Here is a 17,613-nt window from a genome sequence, read left to right as displayed (position 1 = left end):
AAACTTACTGAGGAAAACCAATGAGCTCCCCTAAGCTTAATTTGCTCGACTTCTCGCAGGCGAATATTCGCCTGCTGCACCTGACGTGGTTTGCGTTTTTCCTGACTTTTGTAGTCTGGTTCTCCCACGCGCCTTTGCGCCCTGTGATCATGGAAGCGTTTGACTTAACCATGCCACAGTGGAAAGCACTGTTGATTTTGAACGTTGCACTGACGATTCCGGCGCGTATTGCCATTGGTATCGCCGTTGATAAATTTGGCCCTCGTATTACCTATTCCATACTCTTACTTACCGCCGGCGTGCTCTGTGTCGCGTTTGCCTCGGCGCAAAGTTACGAGCAACTGGCCGCCATCCGCTTTGCGATGGGTTTTGTCGGCGCCGGTTTTGTTATTGGTATCCGCATGGTCGGTGAGTGGTTCCCCGCTCGCCAGGTAGGCCTTGCTGAAGGTGTTTACGGCGGTTGGGGCAACTTCGGTTCCGCCGCTGCAGCATTTACTCTGCCTTCAATCGCATCGTTGGTATTCGGCGGTGAAGACGGCTGGCGTTATGCGATTGCCTCTGTTGGTGTGGTTGCTTTTATCTACGGCATCATCTTTTACTGGCGCGCACGCAACACACCTAAAGGTTCTACTTACTTCAAGCCTAAGAAAAGCGGCGGCCTGGAAGTAAGCTCTAAGAAAGACTTCTTTTTCTACCTGGCTATGAACCTGCCTATGTACCTCATTCTTGCGGTACTGGCCTGGAAACTGAGCCCAGCAGGTGTTGGCCTGCTCAGCGATACAGCTGTTAACTTTATCTACGTTGGCCTTGTTGCGCTGTGTGCTTTCCAGTTCAGCCAGATTTACAAAGTAAACAAAGAGATGCTTAAAGGTGCCGAAGTACCCGAGCACGATAAATACAAGTTTAAGCAAGTTGCGGTTCTCGACTGGGCCTACTTTGTCACCTTCGGTTCTGAGCTGGCGGTTGTATCTATGCTGCCTGGTTTCTTCCTCGATACCTTTGATGGCCTGACCATGGCCACCGCTGCCATGCTCGGTTCGGCTTACGCCTTTATGAACCTGATCGCCCGCCCTGGCGGTGGTTACCTGTCTGACAAGTTCGGCCGTCGCAAGTCTATGTCTGTGTTTATCATCGGCCTGACCATCGGTTATTTCACTCTGTCACAGGTTGACGGTAGCTGGCCCATCGCTTTGGCTGTTGTTGCTGTTATGTTCTGTTCTTTCTTTGTACAGGCTGGTGAAGGTGCGGTATTTGCGATTGTTCCCCTGGTTAAGCGTCGTATGACTGGCCAGATCGCCGGTATGGCCGGTGCTTACGGCAACGTTGGTGCGGTAACCTTCCTGACCATCTACAGCTTTGTAGACGCCTCGACCTTCTTTATGATTATTGGCGGCTGTGCTCTGGCAGTCTTTGCTATTGTTCAGTTCCTCGATGAGCCAGAAGGCCATATGACTGAGGTTCTCGAAGACGGCACCATTCAGAAAATTGAACTGACTTAATTGCCAGCCTCAATCTGAACACTTAAAGTAAAGCGGCCCTTAATTGGGCCGTTTTTGTTTGCATTATTAAAACTATGTATCGAATACAAAGCTGTAGCTTTGAGCTGTAACTTCGAGCGATGACTTTGAGCCATAACATCGGGCGGCAGCTTCGATACGCGCGCTGTTAGCTAGAGCTTTTTCTGGACGCGTAAATCCATCCCTGGAGCTGCCCCGCGCCTTCCATGGCGCAGAGGCCCTGAAAAAGCTCTAGCTAACACCACGCTTTGTACTTAGCAATTGCGGCTTAACTGCCCTCGAAAACAAAAGAAAAAAGAAAACAATGGATCATCTACACAGTGAACTTGCGGTCAGTATCGGGCAGTACAGCGATAAAGGCATAAAAGAAGAGAACCAAGATACCGTCGGTGCAAAAGTGCCCGATGGCAGCGCCTTGGTCAGCAAGGGCATCGCTGTCAGCATTGCCGACGGCGTTAGCAGTTCCAGCGCGGCAAAGATGGCCAGCCAGACGGCGGTTGTCGGTTTTATGAGTGACTACTACGCCACACCCGATACCTGGGCAACTGAAAAAAGCGCGTCTCAGGTTATTCGCTCACTTAACAACCACCTGTGGAGCTTAAGCCGCAACAGTGTGCGCGAAGAAGCCTCGCTGACCACCTTCACCACCTTGATTTTAAAAGGCGACAGCGCGTTTATTTTTCATATCGGCGACAGCCGTTTATACCGCTTGCGCGCGGGTGTATTAAAACCACTGACCCGCGATCACGCCAATCGCATCGACAGAAAAACCACCTATTTAAGCCGCGCGCTCGGGGCCGATTTAAGCCTGGAAATTGATGTGATAAAAAAACAGGTGCAAAAAGGCGATCTGTATTTTTTAAGCACCGACGGCGTGCACGACGTGTTAAAACGCAGTGATTTAGAACGGCTTTTACAGCAGGATAAAAGTGAACAAGCGCTTTGTGAACAGATCGCCAGCGAAGCCTTAGCAGCCGGCAGCAAAGACAATATCAGCTGCCAGATTGTGCGCATTGAAAATATTGGCCCACCGTCACAAAGCGATGCGGTAAACGTACTGAGCCAACTGCCCTTCCCGCCGCTGCTTGAAGTTGGGCAGAAAATCGATGGCATGTTAGTTAAACAAATTATTCACGAAAGTGAGCGCTCGCAAGTCTACATTGTTGAGCTGCCCGACCAACGCCTGGCGGTAATGAAAACGCCATCCGATAACTACGACGATGACCCAGCCTATATTGAGCGTTTTGTGATGGAGAGCTGGGTTGGCACACGCATTCAAAACCCGCACGTGGTAAACGTTGTCCAGGCGCCGCAGGAGCGCAGCTTTTTATATTATTTAACCGAGTATATTAGCGGCCCCGACCTTGGCAAACTTATTAAAGAACGCGCACCGTTTGATATTCCCGACGCAGTTGAGTTACTGGAACAAATGATTAAAGGCGTGCGCGGTTTTCATCGCAAAGATACCCTGCACCAAGACCTAAAACCTGAAAATATTATTATCGGCACCAACGGCGCAAAAATTATCGATTTTGGCTCGTGCTGGGTTGCCGGCGTCGCCGAAGCCGGCGCGCCTTTTCAGCGCGACGACATACTCGGCACGCTGCGCTACAGCGCGCCGGAATACCGCAGCGGTTTGAGCATCAGCCAAAAAAGCGATCAGTTTTCTCTGGCGGTGATTTTATACGAAATGCTCACCGGCAAACTGCCGTTTGGCGAAGCCTACGAAAACCAGATGAACTACAAAGGTTTTCAAAAACTAAAATACATACCGGCGCGCAAACACAACCCGCTGGTACCACCGTGGATGGATTACGCACTGGAACGTGCGCTAAGCATGCACCCGCAAGGCCGCTACAGCGCCATGAGCGAATGGCTAAAAGATCTAAAAAGGCCCAACCCCAGCTGGACCAGCAAAGAAGATATACCACTAATGGAGAAAAATCCGGTTTTGGTATGGCAACTTATTGCAGGCCTCGGCTGGGCCACGGCACTGGCGCTGCTTATTCCGTGGCAATAAGGCCGCGTAGCGGTGCTAAAACGCCGCTTAGAGCTAGGGGCTGGAGAAGGAGCTTAGAACCAGGGTCTTCACCAAGTTTGAGGCCCCTGGTTTTACACTATAAATGCCAAAACCAATGGGCATTATTTACGGCTAGCCCACGGAGACTTCTTTTCAAATGTTGAGATATACAGGCTCTCAACTTTATCTCTTGCCCACTGAGTCTTGCGCAAAAACTTCAGCGACGATTTAATCGACGGCTCGCTCTTAAAGCAATTAATGTCGATTCTATCGGCCAAACCATGCCAGCCATAGTGCTCGTGCAAACGCGTTAGCACTTTTTCAAGGGTAATACCGTGCAGTGGGTTATTTGGTTGTTCTGTATTCATGTTTCAATCAATGCTCTAAATTTGATGTCGCCCGGAACAGCGCGGCTTAACGTGCGCCATTTAAACACAGCTTATTAATGTCAGCCCACCCCTAGCTTAAAACAACAAAAAATTCCTTATTGGCAAGGCTCAAAACACTCTGGAAAAGCGGCATTAAGAATTGGCGGCAGATCAAAGCTTTCACTGCTCTACAAAAATAATATCATCAACATTGAAGTCTAAGTCTGTTACCGTTTTGATAAACTCTTTTTTAACAGAATCATTTACAGCAGGGCTTCGCGATAAGAGCCACAGAAAATCTCTGTTGTGGCTTGTTACAAAAGCGTATTGATAGTCTTCGTCGAGTTTGAAAATAATGTAGGAGCCATAAAAAGGGCCAAAGAATGAAACCTTTAGGTAGCCCATATTCTCTTCCTGTACAAAATATGCTTTGCCGGTGGCTTCTTTCCATCGGTTTTTCTCTGTAGAAAAGCCTTTGTTGATTACTTTTACACTACCATCAGCATTCAATGAATAATTAGCTGTTACTTTCGTTAGCCCTCGCTCAAAAGAGTGATCAAGACGAGCTATTTCATACCAATCACCTAAATAACGGTCGAGATTGAAGTTATCAATCGGTTTAATTCCTTTTGGCACACCTGTACAAGATGACAAAAAAACGATTGTTAACATAATGAAGTATTTCATACTGATCTATACCACCTACAATGCTATTTTCTTGTGCTGCTTTCTTGTGGGTCTTGGGCTTAACTTATGATGCTTGCGTGTGCCGCAAGTACTTGCCATTCCCCCGAAGTTTTGCCCCACAAGCGGGTAAAGCGAAAACTCTCGCTTGTATATTGTTTGTTGTAATAGGCTTTAATATCTGTTTTAACCGATACAACGGCGCTGTCGTTCTGCTCTAGTATATGTGAGTCTGATAGTTCAATAGAGCTAAATTTAAGTGCTTGACTTTTGTGTAGCTGAAGATCCTGCTCTTTGCTTACCAAGGCCCCAAGGTGGTTGGTGAATAATAGCGTTGACGACAAGAGCTGATCTAAAACTGAGGTGTCCGAATGCAGCATAGCTAGCCTCAAACGCTCTTCAAGTTCCAGGATCTTATCTTTCATAGTGCGCGGCCTTGCTTGTTGTTTGAAATTAACTTTTTAGCAAAAAAATTTCAGTTTATCTGGGTTTCTTAGGGCGTGTATTTTGCGAATTTTGTTATCAACAATGGTAAAGCTAAATGCAGATACGGCCTTGCCATTTTGCCACAAGACCAAACCTGGTAAACCGTTAAACCACTCTATACTGCGTTTTTCATTTTTCTGTTCAAAATACTTAAATGCTGGGCTTAAGACCTTGTTGAACCACGGCATAACCTCGCCCCTGCCTGTTAATATATCTTGCGCAGCAGAGGCTTTTCCACCTCCATCGGCATGAAAAACAATATCATCACTGAGCAGCTTTAGCAGAGCTTCACTATCAGCATCACGGGTGGCTTTGAAAAAAGCCGAGATAAGCTTCTGGTGTTTGTCGACGGAGGCAATTGAGTGCTTGGGTTCCAGGTGAATTTTTTCTCTACCGCGACTTGCCTGCTTTCTGCATGAGGCTACAGATTGCCCCAATATGTCTGCGACATCGTTAAAACTGTAATTAAACAAGTCGTGTAAGATGTAGCTTGCTCGTTCTGTAGCTGAAAGCTGATCAAGTAGTACCATCAGCGCCATTGTGACAGTCTGATCTATTTCGTGAGCGGCCTCTGGCTCGTGCTTGCTTTCAATTAAGGGCTCTGGCAGCCACGGCCCAAGATAGCTTTCGCGTTTATGGCGCGCGCTTTTTAATAAGTCTAAGGACAGTCGTGTGGTTATAGTACAGAGCCAGGCGTCAAGATTCTTAATCTCTGTTGCATCGGCATTACTCCAGCGAATAAAGGTCTCTTGTACAATGTCTTCGGCTTCCGATACTGAGCCGGTAATACGATAGGCAATGCCTAAGAGCTTATTCCTATTGGCTTCAAACTGTTGAACTTCTTGCATGGTTTTAAGTGCATCCACTCTTTTAAAGCTAGCTTTATAGAGGCCGCTTAGGCTTTATGTTAAAAGCGATGTTAATTTAACAAGGCTTTTATTCATTTACGCAAGTTCGGTATCGATTACAGAACAGCTTTGAGTCGCACCAATCGCGCGTTTTATCATCGGGAAAACCGTAGCGCTGGCAACACATAAACCAAATTCTAATAACTGGCCTTGGCTGTAGCGTTTGCGCATGTGTTGCATTAATTCCTTATCTACCCCCTCAGGCCCCACTAGCTGGCGCGCATAGCTTGCCACTTGTTTGAGATCTTCAGGTAAGGCCGCATCGCTTTTAATCACCATACGAATCAGAGCGTTCGGCAGCCCTTGTTCTCTTGCCATTTTTATATTGAGCTGCAGGCAGGCGCCACAGTCAGCGGTTTGTAATGCTGCGATTTTAGCTAGCCAGTAATCCTCTAGCGTTAGCTGCTCTCGGTAATGAGCCAGAGGCAGAAAATCACTAAATAACTGATAAGCTGTAGGCGAGCTAGCCAGAAGCTCTCTCATGTAGCTGCCATCGTACTGATAGTGGGATTCAAATGCATCAATGGCTTGTTGGTGCTTACTTGTTGTATTCATCTTGGGCACATATCTCTTATGGGTTCACTAACAAGACGAGGTACCGAGACAAAATGTGACAAGAAAAAGGGGTGGGCTTATGGCGTTTGTAGTGATTACTTAATCTACAGTCTCTTATTGCCACGCTAAATGATATGTTGTGGAACACCCACCGGGTATATACGCAGTAGTCGTGGCATCGTCACCTCCTTGTAACATAAGCCAATTTTTTTGGGGGGCGTAGTCAGCGTGTTATTGCTGAATTGATTGGGAAATGCTCATCTGACCCCATTTATTCGTATCTTCCTCCGTCCTCAAGTCGCGTTTTCACTTCTGAAAATTCTTTCCCCGAGAAGTTTTGCTCCGCATTGGTCATGAACTGCTCCCAGGGATTCCCCGTGATACAGCCCGTCAATGACAGGTAAATTAGTACAGCCGTGAGCTTATAACGCCTTTGTCAGTTGCGTTTTGATTGTGGTGGAGTTTTGGGGTAATGTGGCGCAGCCACCCCAAAACGGAACGTAGCAATAAATGTCCCTACGATTGTTTTGTTAGGTGAATATTGCACGAAACGCCCCACTCCAATTTGAAAACCCACACAACCAAAATACATATATAGTGACTACAGCAGGAAGAATGTAATTGGTAATTGCTGGCGTAAACAGTAAAAACCTAGCCAAACCCGCCACCTCATACTTCCATATTTCGGTACGCCGCACACTAGTTTCAACGCTTTCCACAGTACGGCGCTCTTCCTCTCCCACATATATCTGATACTTTAGTAGCCAGCCTTGTTTTTTCATAAATTTGTAGCTATGCAAACAGTTTTCGTTAAGATCACAGTACTTTTCAGATACTAGCCTTAGCAACCTTGGATTAACTGATAGTTCCATTTCTCGCTCAAAATATTCTTTAAATTTTTGAAATTCATCCTCATAAAAATAGATTGAAAAACGATAGAAAAAATACCCTAAACCAATCCATAAAAACAGGTATACCGCTTCAGGGTTACCAAACCCCTCGAAACTCACACCAATAATTGTTAACTGCGAAACATCTACTTTTGCAAAATAGCAGAACAGGAATATTCCGCTTACAACAAATAAATTTCTTCGCTGCCTCAAAAAGCTTTCAGTCATCCCTTTTCACCTAACGAGGCTGTAGCAAAACTCCAGCCTTATATTTCCAATTACATTAAACGCAATCCTACGTGAATTTCAGTGCTCTTTGAGCATCTTCTTGCCTCAGCATTCACGTAGGAGACGAATTTTCTGGTGGCTTTTCAGCCGAAATAGAGCACAATCCCACGATTTTAGTTTTGCTACAACCTGAACGCCTCAAGCAGAGGCTCATTTTGCGTTTTGTAGCAAAGTAACAGTAAAATGAGCCCTGCTGGCTTGGCTTGTTAAGTTTCACTGCATTTGCTCCTTTAGTTTGCCTTCTTTATGAAGGTCAAAACATATATCTAGTGCAGAGTTTATTACTGACTCATATTCTTCTTGTATTGAATCCAATAGAGAAACACAAATAATCAGCGTTGATTCAATATGCTTTTTAAGAGTATCTTTCGATCTTGGATAATTGCCCAAGGTTACTTCTAACCTTTCATGATTGGGTTTGCCATAGGCGCCAAAAGTACCACTGTAATTTGGGTGAGCATACTCACATAACATCTCATAGTGTCTTCTAAACTTCCCCTCCATAACTTTATCAACAGAGTCTATACACTTGAACACATTGATTTTCTCAGGAAATTCTTCGTCATTTGACCAGCCTACGATTAATCTTTTCATGATTTCACTAAAGTGAGAAAGATCTTTAGTTTTAGTCAAATGCTCCAGCTTTGAATTTATAAACCAAGCAACAGCTAGAGTCTCTTGCGAGGCTCTAGCTACAGTTACTGCGCCTACAAGAAAATTTGACTTATAGAGCGAATAGGCGGATTCAGTAAGCTCAACAAACCGATACAATACAGCTTCTCGGTAATAGTCGGCATCAAATGCTGGTTTACATGCAATATTTTTTGAAATAGGGTTTACCGAAGCTCTAAGGTGTTTTTTCCAAACTGAAAGTCCAAGCATCGCCTCTTCTATATCGTTGTACACAGCCCCCCCTTGGAAACTTAACAGTTAATTAATAGAAAACTTTCCCATAATCCCAAGCAACTCCCCACCTAATACAACAAGCCAAAAAATATAAACCCCTTACATACAAGGCCATAAAAATATGAAAACGCGTTGTTTATAGCCGCATTTAAATTTTACGCCTCGCTGCGCGCTGTTTGTCACGCAGCGCACAGTATTTTATTTGCAGGCAAGCTTGCTGTATTACATTCAGAACACTTAGTTTGCGCAGGCGCTTTAAGGCGTCTGAGCCGGTGTGGGTTTAAACCAGGTCTCTTGAGGCACTGCATTTTTGGAATTACATGCAGGGCCTGTATGCCCTGGGGCATCCGAGCAGCAAACAAAACAATCTGTATCGCCCGTCCAAGATGCCGAGTTGCCAGAGCCGCAACCCGGAAGCTGCTGGCTTCGGTTAGTCCACTCTGTTAAACAGGTCTGGGCACTGGCACAGCCTTTGTGAATACTTGAGCCCTGACTTGTCTGAATAAAACGAGTAAATGCGTAAGGGCGATCCGGTGGGCACATTTGCTCTTCGGCCCCTAAAAGAGCTTCTGAGGAGCTGCAAGCAACAGCGCCTTGATCATCAACAGACGCAGCTGGTGGAAAACCTTTACACATAGCCGCCTTTGTTGGCAGTACATGGCCCTGCGCATCTAGCGATTCACCCTGAGCTAAAAACACCATCGACTGAAGGGGCGAGATGGCCTCGCGGCCGTTGGCATCGCGGACTTTAACAAACACGTCATCGGCAACTATTGTCGAGTGCACTGGCGATACTTGTATAAAACCCAAGTGCGGTTTGCTAGAGGCAAGTTCCCGCTGGCTAAAATGGCGGCCGGCCCAAAAACCGCCGCCATAAAAATACTGATAAGGCGGGGTGCCGCCAGTGACATGAGCATTTAAATCCAGCGAGCCTCGATAATTTACAGCTGGGGTAACATCAAGCCCAACTACCAGCTCCGTCTGTACAGTAACCTGCTCATCTATCGAATAACGATTGCCGAGCGCGTCGGTAACCGTGAACTCAAAGTGCAGCTCGGCATCAACAGTAAAGTCCGCAGGCTCAACGGTAAAATAAGCATTGCCGGTGCCGTTGTCGGAAAGCCACACGTGGGGACCGGAAACTTGGTTCCACTCGAGAATATAAGGGGCGGTACCGCCTGTTGCTTTGCCGCCTTGCAAATGCACTTTATCGCCGGGCTTAACAATTAAATTATTCATGCCTTTTAAGCGCAGCCTGTCGGCAAGGTCGTACACCACAACATAGAGTGTATGGCTAATTTGCTGCACACCATCGCTAACCGTGTATTCAAACGGCAGCACGGTATTATTGCTTACCAGCGGTGCATCAAATACGGCCGTGGCCTGGTCGCTGCCATGCTTAAAGCTAATCGCAGGGTCATTTGCGCCGCCGGCATAACGCCAGGCGTAAGAATAATTACCTGTGCCGCCGCTAACAGCCGTTGTTAAGGTAATGTCGTCGGCGCCCTCGTCAACAAAGACACTCGGAATTAACGCAACCGTTAACGGTATATCAGGGGCGCGCGGTTCAACATTTATCTGCAACTGCTGAGTCACACGGGTGCTGGCAGCATCGGTGACACTCACTTCCAGCAGTACAGATTCGGCTGTTGTTGTATCGGCCGGGGTAAATACGGCCGCCACAGTATCTGCCGCACTTAAGCTAGCTGTGGGCCCGGAAAGCTGAGACCAGCTCCAGCTGTAACTGCCCTCACCGCCTGTGGCAAATGCACTTAGCTGCAGCGATTGCCCACTGACAACACTTAAGGCCGGCATAGGCTGAATAGCTAGAGCCTGCTTGGCAATATGCGGCGCCATCGCATCAAAGATTGTCAGGTGCTGAATCTCGCTGACGGATGTGCCGTGATCGTCCGTCACAACCACTTCAAAGGCCGCGTGTTGATCACCGTCGACAGCGGGCAGCTGCAGAGTAACCGTGTGGCCATCGGCACCGGCACCCGGCGCGAAGCGCAAGTCCGGGCCACTTAGTTGCAGCCACTGATAGCGATAAGGCGGCGTTCCGCCTTCGACCGTTACCGCAAAATATTGCTGGGCGGGGCCTTCGTGCAGCAGCATATCCGGTGCGTAAATGCGCAAAGGGTCTTCGCCCGGCTCGGCGCCAACATAAATCTCAACGTCGCGACTAATGCTTGTACCGCTGCGGTCGCTAAGCTCAACCGTTAAGGTATAGCGCGCAGGTGAAGGCGTTCTGGGTAAGTGCACATCCACCACTGACTGATCCGTGGCGCCGGGGAAGCTCCAATCCGGAGCCAAGTCACTTTTTGTTTTCAGGCTCCAGTGCCACTGGTAACCGCCGTCGCCACCCCGAGCGCTGGCACTTAAGCTTAAATCCGTGCCACCGACAGCGCTAAGCGGCGCGGGCGCCAATAGCAGTAAAGGCTCTTTATTTTGCGCCAGGCTCGGCGTTAAGGGTTTGGCTGCCAGAGATGGCACCGGCTGGGCCGATGGTGAAGGCGCGGGGCCCAACGACGGCACACTGCTCGGCAGTGGCGACGGCACTGCACTTGGTAACATCGATGGCACTGGGTCTGGCGACGGCGAAGGCAGTGGCTCTAGCGACGGCACCAGTGTTGGCAGCGGAGAAGGGACCTGTGTTGGCACCGGCGCCAGCGACGGTATGGCACCCGGCGAAGGCGATGGCGCAGGCCCCAAAGATGGCTCAGCGATTGGCGTGGCTATAGGCACCGCGACCGGCGCTAAGCCCGGCACCAATACCGGCGTATCGGGGGCTGGGCGCACAACGGCAACGGTTACAGTGTCTTTGGCGGTGGCGATGCCGTCATTAAAACTCAACTCAAATTGCAGCGCCTGTTGATGAGCACTGATATCGGGTGCTACAAAGCTTGGGTTGGAACTTGTTGCATCGTCTAACACAACCACCGGCCCGCTTAACTGCTGCCAGCGGTAGTCGGCCAGGCTGCCCTCTCCGGCGCCGCGGCCGTGAAGCGATACTGTGTGGCCAACTAAGGCCAGGCTATCAACACCGGCGTTCACACTGACGTGATCGGGGTTGACTATCAGGCTAACGGTTTTGCTAACCGGGCCGTTGGCATCGCGTACTAATACGTTAAAACTCAAGCGCTCGGCACTGTCGACGGCCGGCGCCACAAAACTCGCATTGGCGCTATCGGCGTTTTCAAGCACAACGGCCGGCCCCGAGACCTGGCTCCAGGCGTAGGTAAGTGTACCTTCACTATTGATCGTCGATGCGTGCAACACGGCTGTTTGTGTCTCAAGCACCTTGGCAGCGCTAGTTGCGCTTACGCTCATGCTTTGAACCGGCGCAAGAAAACCGTGGATTTGCCCGCTCGGCGGCGCACAGCCAAATTCGTTGCACGCACTTACGCTGTAACAAGCGAGCTGGCCCGGCGCCACCGCCCGGTCTTGATACTCCGTACCGCTTAGCGTATCGAGGTGCTCAGAGCACTCGCTCGGGCAGAAACTGGTCGCAAGGTCTGCATCACAGCGATAGAGTTTGTAGTGATCGGCGTGATCAATGGCCTGCCAGCTCAGGCCAACGGCATCGGCGCCGCTTTGCATGCTGGTGAAGTGGCTTGGCTCAAGTGCAATGTCTATGCGGCTCTCACCGCCTGAGTCACAGCCACTAAGGCCGGCCAGCAGCACAACAAGGCCGGCAAAATTTAGATAAGTCTTCATTGTTGCTTCCTGAATGTTAACGCTGCCCGACATGGGCTTTGATGATGGCGATGTCGCGTCGGTTTTTTGCGCGCCCCGCCGCCGTGCGATTTGAAGCCATTGGCTCGGCTTCGCCGCGGCCAACGGCCGACATACGCGAACGCTCAATGCCGTAATCCTCAGCCAGAATATCGACAACCAGCTGTGCGCGCTTTTCCGAAAGCGTCAGGTTATAGGCCTCAGGCCCCTGGTCATCGCTAAAACCTGTTACCTGAAGGTCGGCATCCGGGTGCTGTTTTAGAAACTCGGCAAGGCCGGCAACATCGTCCTGGTACTGGGGCAGCAGCGCCGCCGAATTAAACTCAAAATGAATTTCGAAGTGGTAAATTAAGCTGTCGTCGCCGGCTTTAAGCCCCGCCGCACTCTGTGCTGGGGCGCTGGGGCGCTGCGGCGCTGTGGCGCTGGATTTAGTAGCATATGTTTTTGAAGCCGAAGCCGTACCAGAGCCAAACGAAAAACTGAAACCTGCGGTCGCGGCGATATCAACCAGCTGCTTTTCCCAGCTGTAGCGGCTGCGAAGATCGGCGCGAAGTTTTACGCGCTCACTCAATTGGTAATAGCTGCCCGCGCCAATAGCGCTTGTCAGCTCGTCATCCTGCTCGGCGGCAAAATCTAAGCGCCCCAAACTGATAAGCCCGTAAGGCTGAAAGCGCGATCCAGGCTCGAATAAGTACTGGCCCTCAACCGCCCATTGGCGCATCGAAGTGTCATCGCCAAACACCGTTTTGCTCTCACCATAAAGTGCACCAAGCTCGAGCGCCCAGCGCTCGCCCAAACGCAAACCACCACTTAAACCCACGGCGGGCGCAGAGTCTATGTGGCCACTGTCATCCAGCCACTGATACGACACATTCGGCACAACATAAATATCTGCGGCGTTTACCGGCGCACACAAGCATGCCGCGGGCACAAACAGCGCAGCCAAAATACCTCGATGCCTAAACCTTCTGCCAAAGCACAAGCTAGCCACAGCCACCCCCTAGTGGAAACACAAGTCTTTATCTTTGTAACTGTGCTTTATATCACAAAGTTTCCTTTAGGAGGGCGCACCTAACACTTGGTAATAACAATAAGCTTAAAACTCTCTACATTAAAAAAGAATAAATTAGAAAAAGCTAAATTAAAACTTGCCAGCAATGAAATATTAGTATTTACTAATACAAAACAAACGGAGCAGCCATGCCTTTAAATACCGACTCAGACACGTCCGCGCTCAACTCAGATGAGCACAACAGCCTGGAAAAGCTCGCCCAACACGCAGGCGAAGCCACGGCCTTACTTAAAGAGCTGGCCAATGAAAAAAGGCTGATGATTTTTTGCTGCCTGGGCGAGGGTGAGCTCAGCGTCGGCGAGCTCAATGCGCTGGTGCCACTTAGCCAAAGTGCTTTAAGCCAGCATTTGGCCAGAATGCGTGAAGCCGGTTTTTTAAATACGCGCCGCGAAGCCCAGACCATTTATTACCGTGTTGCCGATGCCAGCGTCGGCAAAATTATTCAAACCTTAAAATCCATTTACTGCCCTGACTAGGGCCTGTTAACACTCATTAATACGCTCTGCTGAAGCCTGAGTATTCGACCAGAAAGGCACTTTGAGCGCAGTAAAAAAGCTTAATACGAGGAGTATTCCATGAGCAGCATCAGCGCAGCAGACTTTTTGTCTGCACAACAACAGCAAACACTAACCGTTATCGACCTTCGCACACCCGCTGAAGTAGAGAGCGAGGCGCTTGGCGGCTGCATTGCCCTGCCCGTTCAAAAGTTAAATAAACAAAGCTTTGATAAGGCCCTGGAACAAGCTGGCCACAAACAAGGCCCGGTATATCTGCTTTGCCAAAGCGGGCGGCGCGCACAGATGGCGATCGATAAATTGGGTGGCAGTGCTGATAACTGTGAGCTCGTTATTATCGACGGCGGCCTTGCTGCGTGCAAAAGCGCGGGCGCAACGCTGCAAAGCAGCGGGCGCAAAAGCATCAGCCTCGAGCGCCAGGTACGCATCGCTGCCGGCTTTTTAGTTGTGCTTGGTGTTGTACTTGGGGCAACGCTTTCTCCGGCCTTTTTTGCACTGAGTGCTTTTGTCGGTGCGGGTTTAATGTTTGCCGGTATTACCGATACCTGTGGTATGGCGATGCTACTTGCGGCTATGCCGTGGAACCGCTCCCAAAACCCCGCCAGCAAAGGCGCCAAAAACTGTTCAGTCTAAGCTGGGTTTAAACGTTAACGTAAGAGCAAGGTTATGAGCATACTAATCGGCTTATTAATTGGCGCCCTGCTCGGCCTGACCGGAGCCGGAGGCTCCATCTTTGCAGTGCCGCTGCTAATTTTATTGCTCGGCTTACCGGCCAATGATGCGATGGCGATCGCGCTGGCCGCGGTTGCCGCCAGTGCGCTAATTGGCGTTGTCGTCCAGCGCCGCTCAGTACTCTGGTGGCCAGCACTATTCTTAGCGGCAGGCGGTATGCTAAGTGCCCCGCTCGGTAAGTGCCTCGCAGGAAAACTCGACGAAAACTGGTTAATTGCGGGCTTTAGTTTATTGGCAATTAGCATCGCGATACGCATGCTCCGGCAAGTACAAACAGACCCGGCCAGCACCAGCCATGTGCGAGCGGCGAGCGATAAAGACACTAACGGTGAACAGGCCATGGCCTGCCGCATGAGCCCAAGCGGCCAGTTTCAATTAAAACCGCGCTGCATAAGTGGTTTGCTTATCGGCGGTTTAAGCATAGGTTTAGCAAGCGGCCTGTTCGGCGTTGGCGGAGGTTTTTTAATCGTACCGCTGTTTTTGTTTTTAAGTGCGATCCCGATGCAACGCGCAGTCGCCACCTCACTTGCAAGCATTGTATTAATTAGCAGCGCGGGTTTTATAAGCCATGTGTATTTTGAAGGCTCTAAAGGCTTAGTGTTGGCGCTGCCGATTATTGCCGCCGCCATCGCAGGCATGTTAGCCAGCGTAGGATTCGCTCGCTTTATCGCAGGCCCCGCCCTGCAGAAAGGATTCGCTTGCTTATTAATTTTGGTGAGCCTGGTGTTAGCCGCCAAACAGTTTGTTTTTTCCTAGGTTTGGAATCAGGAAGGAGTTTCGTATGATACTTGAACAGTGGTTTGACTTAGAAAGCAGTACCTACACCTATTTAATTGCCGATGAACTAAGCGGTGACGCGGCATTGATTGATCCTGTCTTAAGCGAAAGTGACTTTTACATCAATGAAAGCCAAAAGCGTGAGCTTGCGATTAAATACATACTCGATACGCATACCCACGCCGATCACATCAGCGCCAACGGCCAGCTACGCGATCAAATCGGTGCCCAAACCTGGCTCGGCAAAGAGAGTAAAAGCAGCTGTATTGACCATAAATTTGTCGATGGCACTGAAATTAAAGTCGGCTCATTAACAATTACCGCATTACACACGCCCGGCCACACGGATGATAGTTACAGCTTCCACGTGAAAAACAATGGGCAAAACTGTTTATTCACCGGCGACACGCTGTTAATCAACGGCAGTGGCCGCACGGATTTTCAACAAGGTGATGCGGGCACGCAATACGAGAGCATCTTTAACAAACTTTTGAGCTACCCGGACGACACCATCGTCTACCCCGGCCACGATTATAGCGGCAATAGGCAAAGTACCGTCGGCAAAGAAAAAGCCAATAATCCGCGCCTGCAGGTGAAAAATAAAGCAGCTTATATCGAACTGATGAACAATTTGAATTTACCCAACCCTAAGCTGATGGATGTGGCGGTTCCAGCGAATCAGGCATGTGGCAAGGTGTAAATTAGTTAGCTGCCTTATTTTCGCCTCAAACTACAGGCATGGGCATCACGGGGCGCTGAGACCCCATTCGTGGGCGCAACATTTCGTTCGCGCCCTCTTGCACAACTTGCCCTTGATATCATTAGTGATACTATACAAACATGGCGAGCATCAAAGACATCCTCATTCAGATGAGGAACAACCCAAAATCTATAAGATTCAATGACTTATGTAAGGTCTGCGACTCTTACTTCAGCGAAGCTCGCCAATCGGGTTCAACCCATAGGGTCTATAAGACCCCATGGCAAGGCGACCCGCGAGTAAATATCCAAAACTCAAAAGGTAAGGCAAAGCCCTACCAAGTGAAACAAGTTTTGGCCGCCATCGAGCGTTTAGAGGTAGAAAATGGCTAAAGAAATCGATCGCTACACATACCGTGTTACTTGGTCTGAAGAAGACCAAGAACATGTTGGTTTATGCGCGGAGTTTCCAAGTCTTAGCTGGCTTGAGGAAACTCCTGAGGCTGCACTGGCCGGTATTAGAAACTTAGTTCAAGATTGTTTATCTGACATGCTCTCAAACGATGAGGCCGTTCCAGAGCCAATCTCAATTAAACACTACAGTGGTAAGTTCATGGTTCGTGTTCCTCCCGAGACTCACCGCATGCTCGCAATAAAAGCTGCGGAGTCAGGTGTAAGCTTAAACCGCCTTGTCTCCAGCAAGCTGAGTTAAATGTGACAATAAAATCTACCGGACATGCACTGCGGCGAAGTTTCCAAGGATAGATGTACAAACTCCCGCGGTGCCCACTTTCGGTGAGTAAAGCGCAAAGAACAAAAAACTAACGAGTTACAAAGAAAGCCAACTAAATATCTGGCCCCAACGCTCTTGCTCCGCTCGCAGCTTAGCTGTTTTTAAATCAAATAAACTAAGCCCTTTATCCATCAGGCGAATATAGTGTTGGCTATCGTATATTTCGCCAACCAGGGGCAAGTCTACGCGCTGCAAAAATTCATCGAGAACGGAAAAATAAGCGGTGTGACGGCGAACCTTGTTGGCAATAAAACCCACCTGCATGCCGACATCCATTAAACCTTCGCGGTTAAGCGCCATAATAAAACGCAGGCAGGCTTTAATATCGGTTGGCGACGATAATACCGGAATCAAAATTCGATCGCCGGCTTTGGCAATATAAGAAAAATCCTTAAGCCCATAGGCAGCAGGCATATCGTGAATAATTAGACTTGCTTGATTTACTTGAGGCACTTGCTCGGCTTCAAGTACTTCACAAAGAATCGGCGCACAACTTGAAGGGCGCGATGCCAGCCAATCACTGCTGCTTTTTTGCGCATCGTGATCAGCCAGCAATACCGCCCTGCCCGCATTGGCATAATACGCAGCTAAGTGGGTGGCGATGGTGGTTTTACCGCAACCGCCCTTTGGGTTTACAACAAACACCTGATCCATGGTGAGCGCCTGTT

17 protein-coding genes are annotated in these 17,613 nt (G+C 49.1%); 7 read left to right on the top strand and 10 right to left on the bottom strand.

Going from position 1 to position 17,613, the window contains the following annotated elements:
• The first annotated feature begins 20 nt into the window (after positions 1-20).
• A complete protein-coding gene (locus CFK45_RS09975; protein WP_096086300.1) occupies positions 21-1,499 on the top strand; it encodes a NarK family nitrate/nitrite MFS transporter in 1,479 nt (492 codons plus the stop codon).
• A gap of 322 nt (positions 1,500-1,821) precedes the next feature.
• Positions 1,822-3,537, top strand: coding sequence for a bifunctional protein-serine/threonine kinase/phosphatase (locus tag CFK45_RS09970; protein ID WP_096086299.1), 1,716 nt, complete (start codon positions 1,822-1,824; stop codon positions 3,535-3,537).
• Positions 3,538-3,659: 122 nt separating this feature from the next.
• On the opposite strand, the gene CFK45_RS09965 is transcribed toward CFK45_RS09970, so the two are convergent.
• From CFK45_RS09965 to CFK45_RS09925, 9 genes are all read right to left on the bottom strand, one after another.
• Positions 3,660-3,905 carry a VF530 family protein gene (locus CFK45_RS09965; protein WP_096086298.1) on the bottom strand — a complete coding sequence of 82 codons (246 nt, stop codon included), beginning with the start codon at positions 3,903-3,905 and terminating at the stop codon, positions 3,660-3,662.
• A gap of 180 nt (positions 3,906-4,085) precedes the next feature.
• Positions 4,086-4,592, bottom strand: coding sequence for a lipocalin family protein (locus tag CFK45_RS09960; RefSeq protein WP_096086297.1), 507 nt, complete (start codon positions 4,590-4,592; stop codon positions 4,086-4,088).
• Between the two features lie 59 nt (positions 4,593-4,651).
• The gene (locus tag CFK45_RS09955) at positions 4,652-5,014 is read right to left on the bottom strand and encodes a nuclear transport factor 2 family protein (protein WP_096086296.1); all 363 of its coding nucleotides are present in this window, start codon (positions 5,012-5,014) and stop codon (positions 4,652-4,654) included.
• A gap of 36 nt (positions 5,015-5,050) precedes the next feature.
• Positions 5,051-5,941, bottom strand: coding sequence for an RNA polymerase sigma factor SigJ (gene sigJ / locus CFK45_RS09950; protein WP_096086295.1), 891 nt, complete (start codon positions 5,939-5,941; stop codon positions 5,051-5,053).
• A 78-nt stretch (positions 5,942-6,019) separates the two neighbouring features.
• A complete protein-coding gene (locus CFK45_RS09945) occupies positions 6,020-6,538 on the bottom strand; it encodes a carboxymuconolactone decarboxylase family protein (protein WP_096086294.1) in 519 nt (172 codons plus the stop codon).
• A 530-nt stretch (positions 6,539-7,068) separates the two neighbouring features.
• The gene (locus CFK45_RS09940) at positions 7,069-7,656 is read right to left on the bottom strand and encodes a hypothetical protein (RefSeq protein WP_096086293.1); all 588 of its coding nucleotides are present in this window, start codon (positions 7,654-7,656) and stop codon (positions 7,069-7,071) included.
• 273 nt (positions 7,657-7,929) lie between these two features.
• Positions 7,930-8,622: a hypothetical protein gene (locus CFK45_RS09935; protein ID WP_096086292.1), complete on the bottom strand. Its 693-nt coding sequence runs from the start codon at positions 8,620-8,622 to the stop codon at positions 7,930-7,932.
• 255 nt (positions 8,623-8,877) lie between these two features.
• On the bottom strand, positions 8,878-12,339 hold the full coding sequence (locus tag CFK45_RS09930) for a PKD domain-containing protein (RefSeq protein ID WP_143247548.1): 3,462 nt from the start codon (positions 12,337-12,339) through the stop codon (positions 8,878-8,880).
• A gap of 16 nt (positions 12,340-12,355) precedes the next feature.
• A complete protein-coding gene (locus CFK45_RS09925; RefSeq protein WP_158224668.1) occupies positions 12,356-13,303 on the bottom strand; it encodes an OmpA family protein in 948 nt (315 codons plus the stop codon).
• Between the two features lie 254 nt (positions 13,304-13,557).
• On the opposite strand from CFK45_RS09925, the gene CFK45_RS09920 reads away from it, so the two are divergent.
• The 5 genes from CFK45_RS09920 (at position 13,558) to CFK45_RS09895 (ending at position 16,864) form a co-directional block, all read left to right on the top strand.
• Complete coding sequence (locus CFK45_RS09920) at positions 13,558-13,905, top strand: ArsR/SmtB family transcription factor (protein ID WP_096086289.1); 348 nt, start codon at positions 13,558-13,560, stop codon at positions 13,903-13,905.
• 99 nt (positions 13,906-14,004) lie between these two features.
• Positions 14,005-14,577: a rhodanese-like domain-containing protein gene (locus CFK45_RS09915; RefSeq protein ID WP_096086288.1), complete on the top strand. Its 573-nt coding sequence runs from the start codon at positions 14,005-14,007 to the stop codon at positions 14,575-14,577.
• A 33-nt stretch (positions 14,578-14,610) separates the two neighbouring features.
• Positions 14,611-15,432 (top strand): sulfite exporter TauE/SafE family protein, encoded by an 822-nt coding sequence (locus tag CFK45_RS09910; protein ID WP_096086287.1) that lies wholly within the window; start codon positions 14,611-14,613, stop codon positions 15,430-15,432.
• Positions 15,433-15,457: 25 nt separating this feature from the next.
• Positions 15,458-16,153, top strand: coding sequence for an MBL fold metallo-hydrolase (locus CFK45_RS09905; RefSeq protein WP_096086286.1), 696 nt, complete (start codon positions 15,458-15,460; stop codon positions 16,151-16,153).
• 384 nt (positions 16,154-16,537) lie between these two features.
• Positions 16,538-16,864 carry a type II toxin-antitoxin system HicB family antitoxin gene (locus tag CFK45_RS09895; RefSeq protein WP_096086284.1) on the top strand — a complete coding sequence of 109 codons (327 nt, stop codon included), beginning with the start codon at positions 16,538-16,540 and terminating at the stop codon, positions 16,862-16,864.
• A gap of 117 nt (positions 16,865-16,981) precedes the next feature.
• On the opposite strand, the gene CFK45_RS09890 is transcribed toward CFK45_RS09895, so the two are convergent.
• Entirely contained in the window at positions 16,982-17,599 is a 618-nt protein-coding gene (locus CFK45_RS09890; protein WP_096086283.1) for a ParA family protein, read from the bottom strand.
• Between the last annotated feature and the right edge of the window lie 14 nt (positions 17,600-17,613).

The sequence above is a fragment of the Agaribacterium haliotis genome (assembly GCF_002312815.1).
GTDB lineage: Bacteria > Pseudomonadota > Gammaproteobacteria > Pseudomonadales > Cellvibrionaceae > Agaribacterium > Agaribacterium haliotis.
This window is presented reverse-complemented; position numbering and strand designations above follow the sequence as displayed.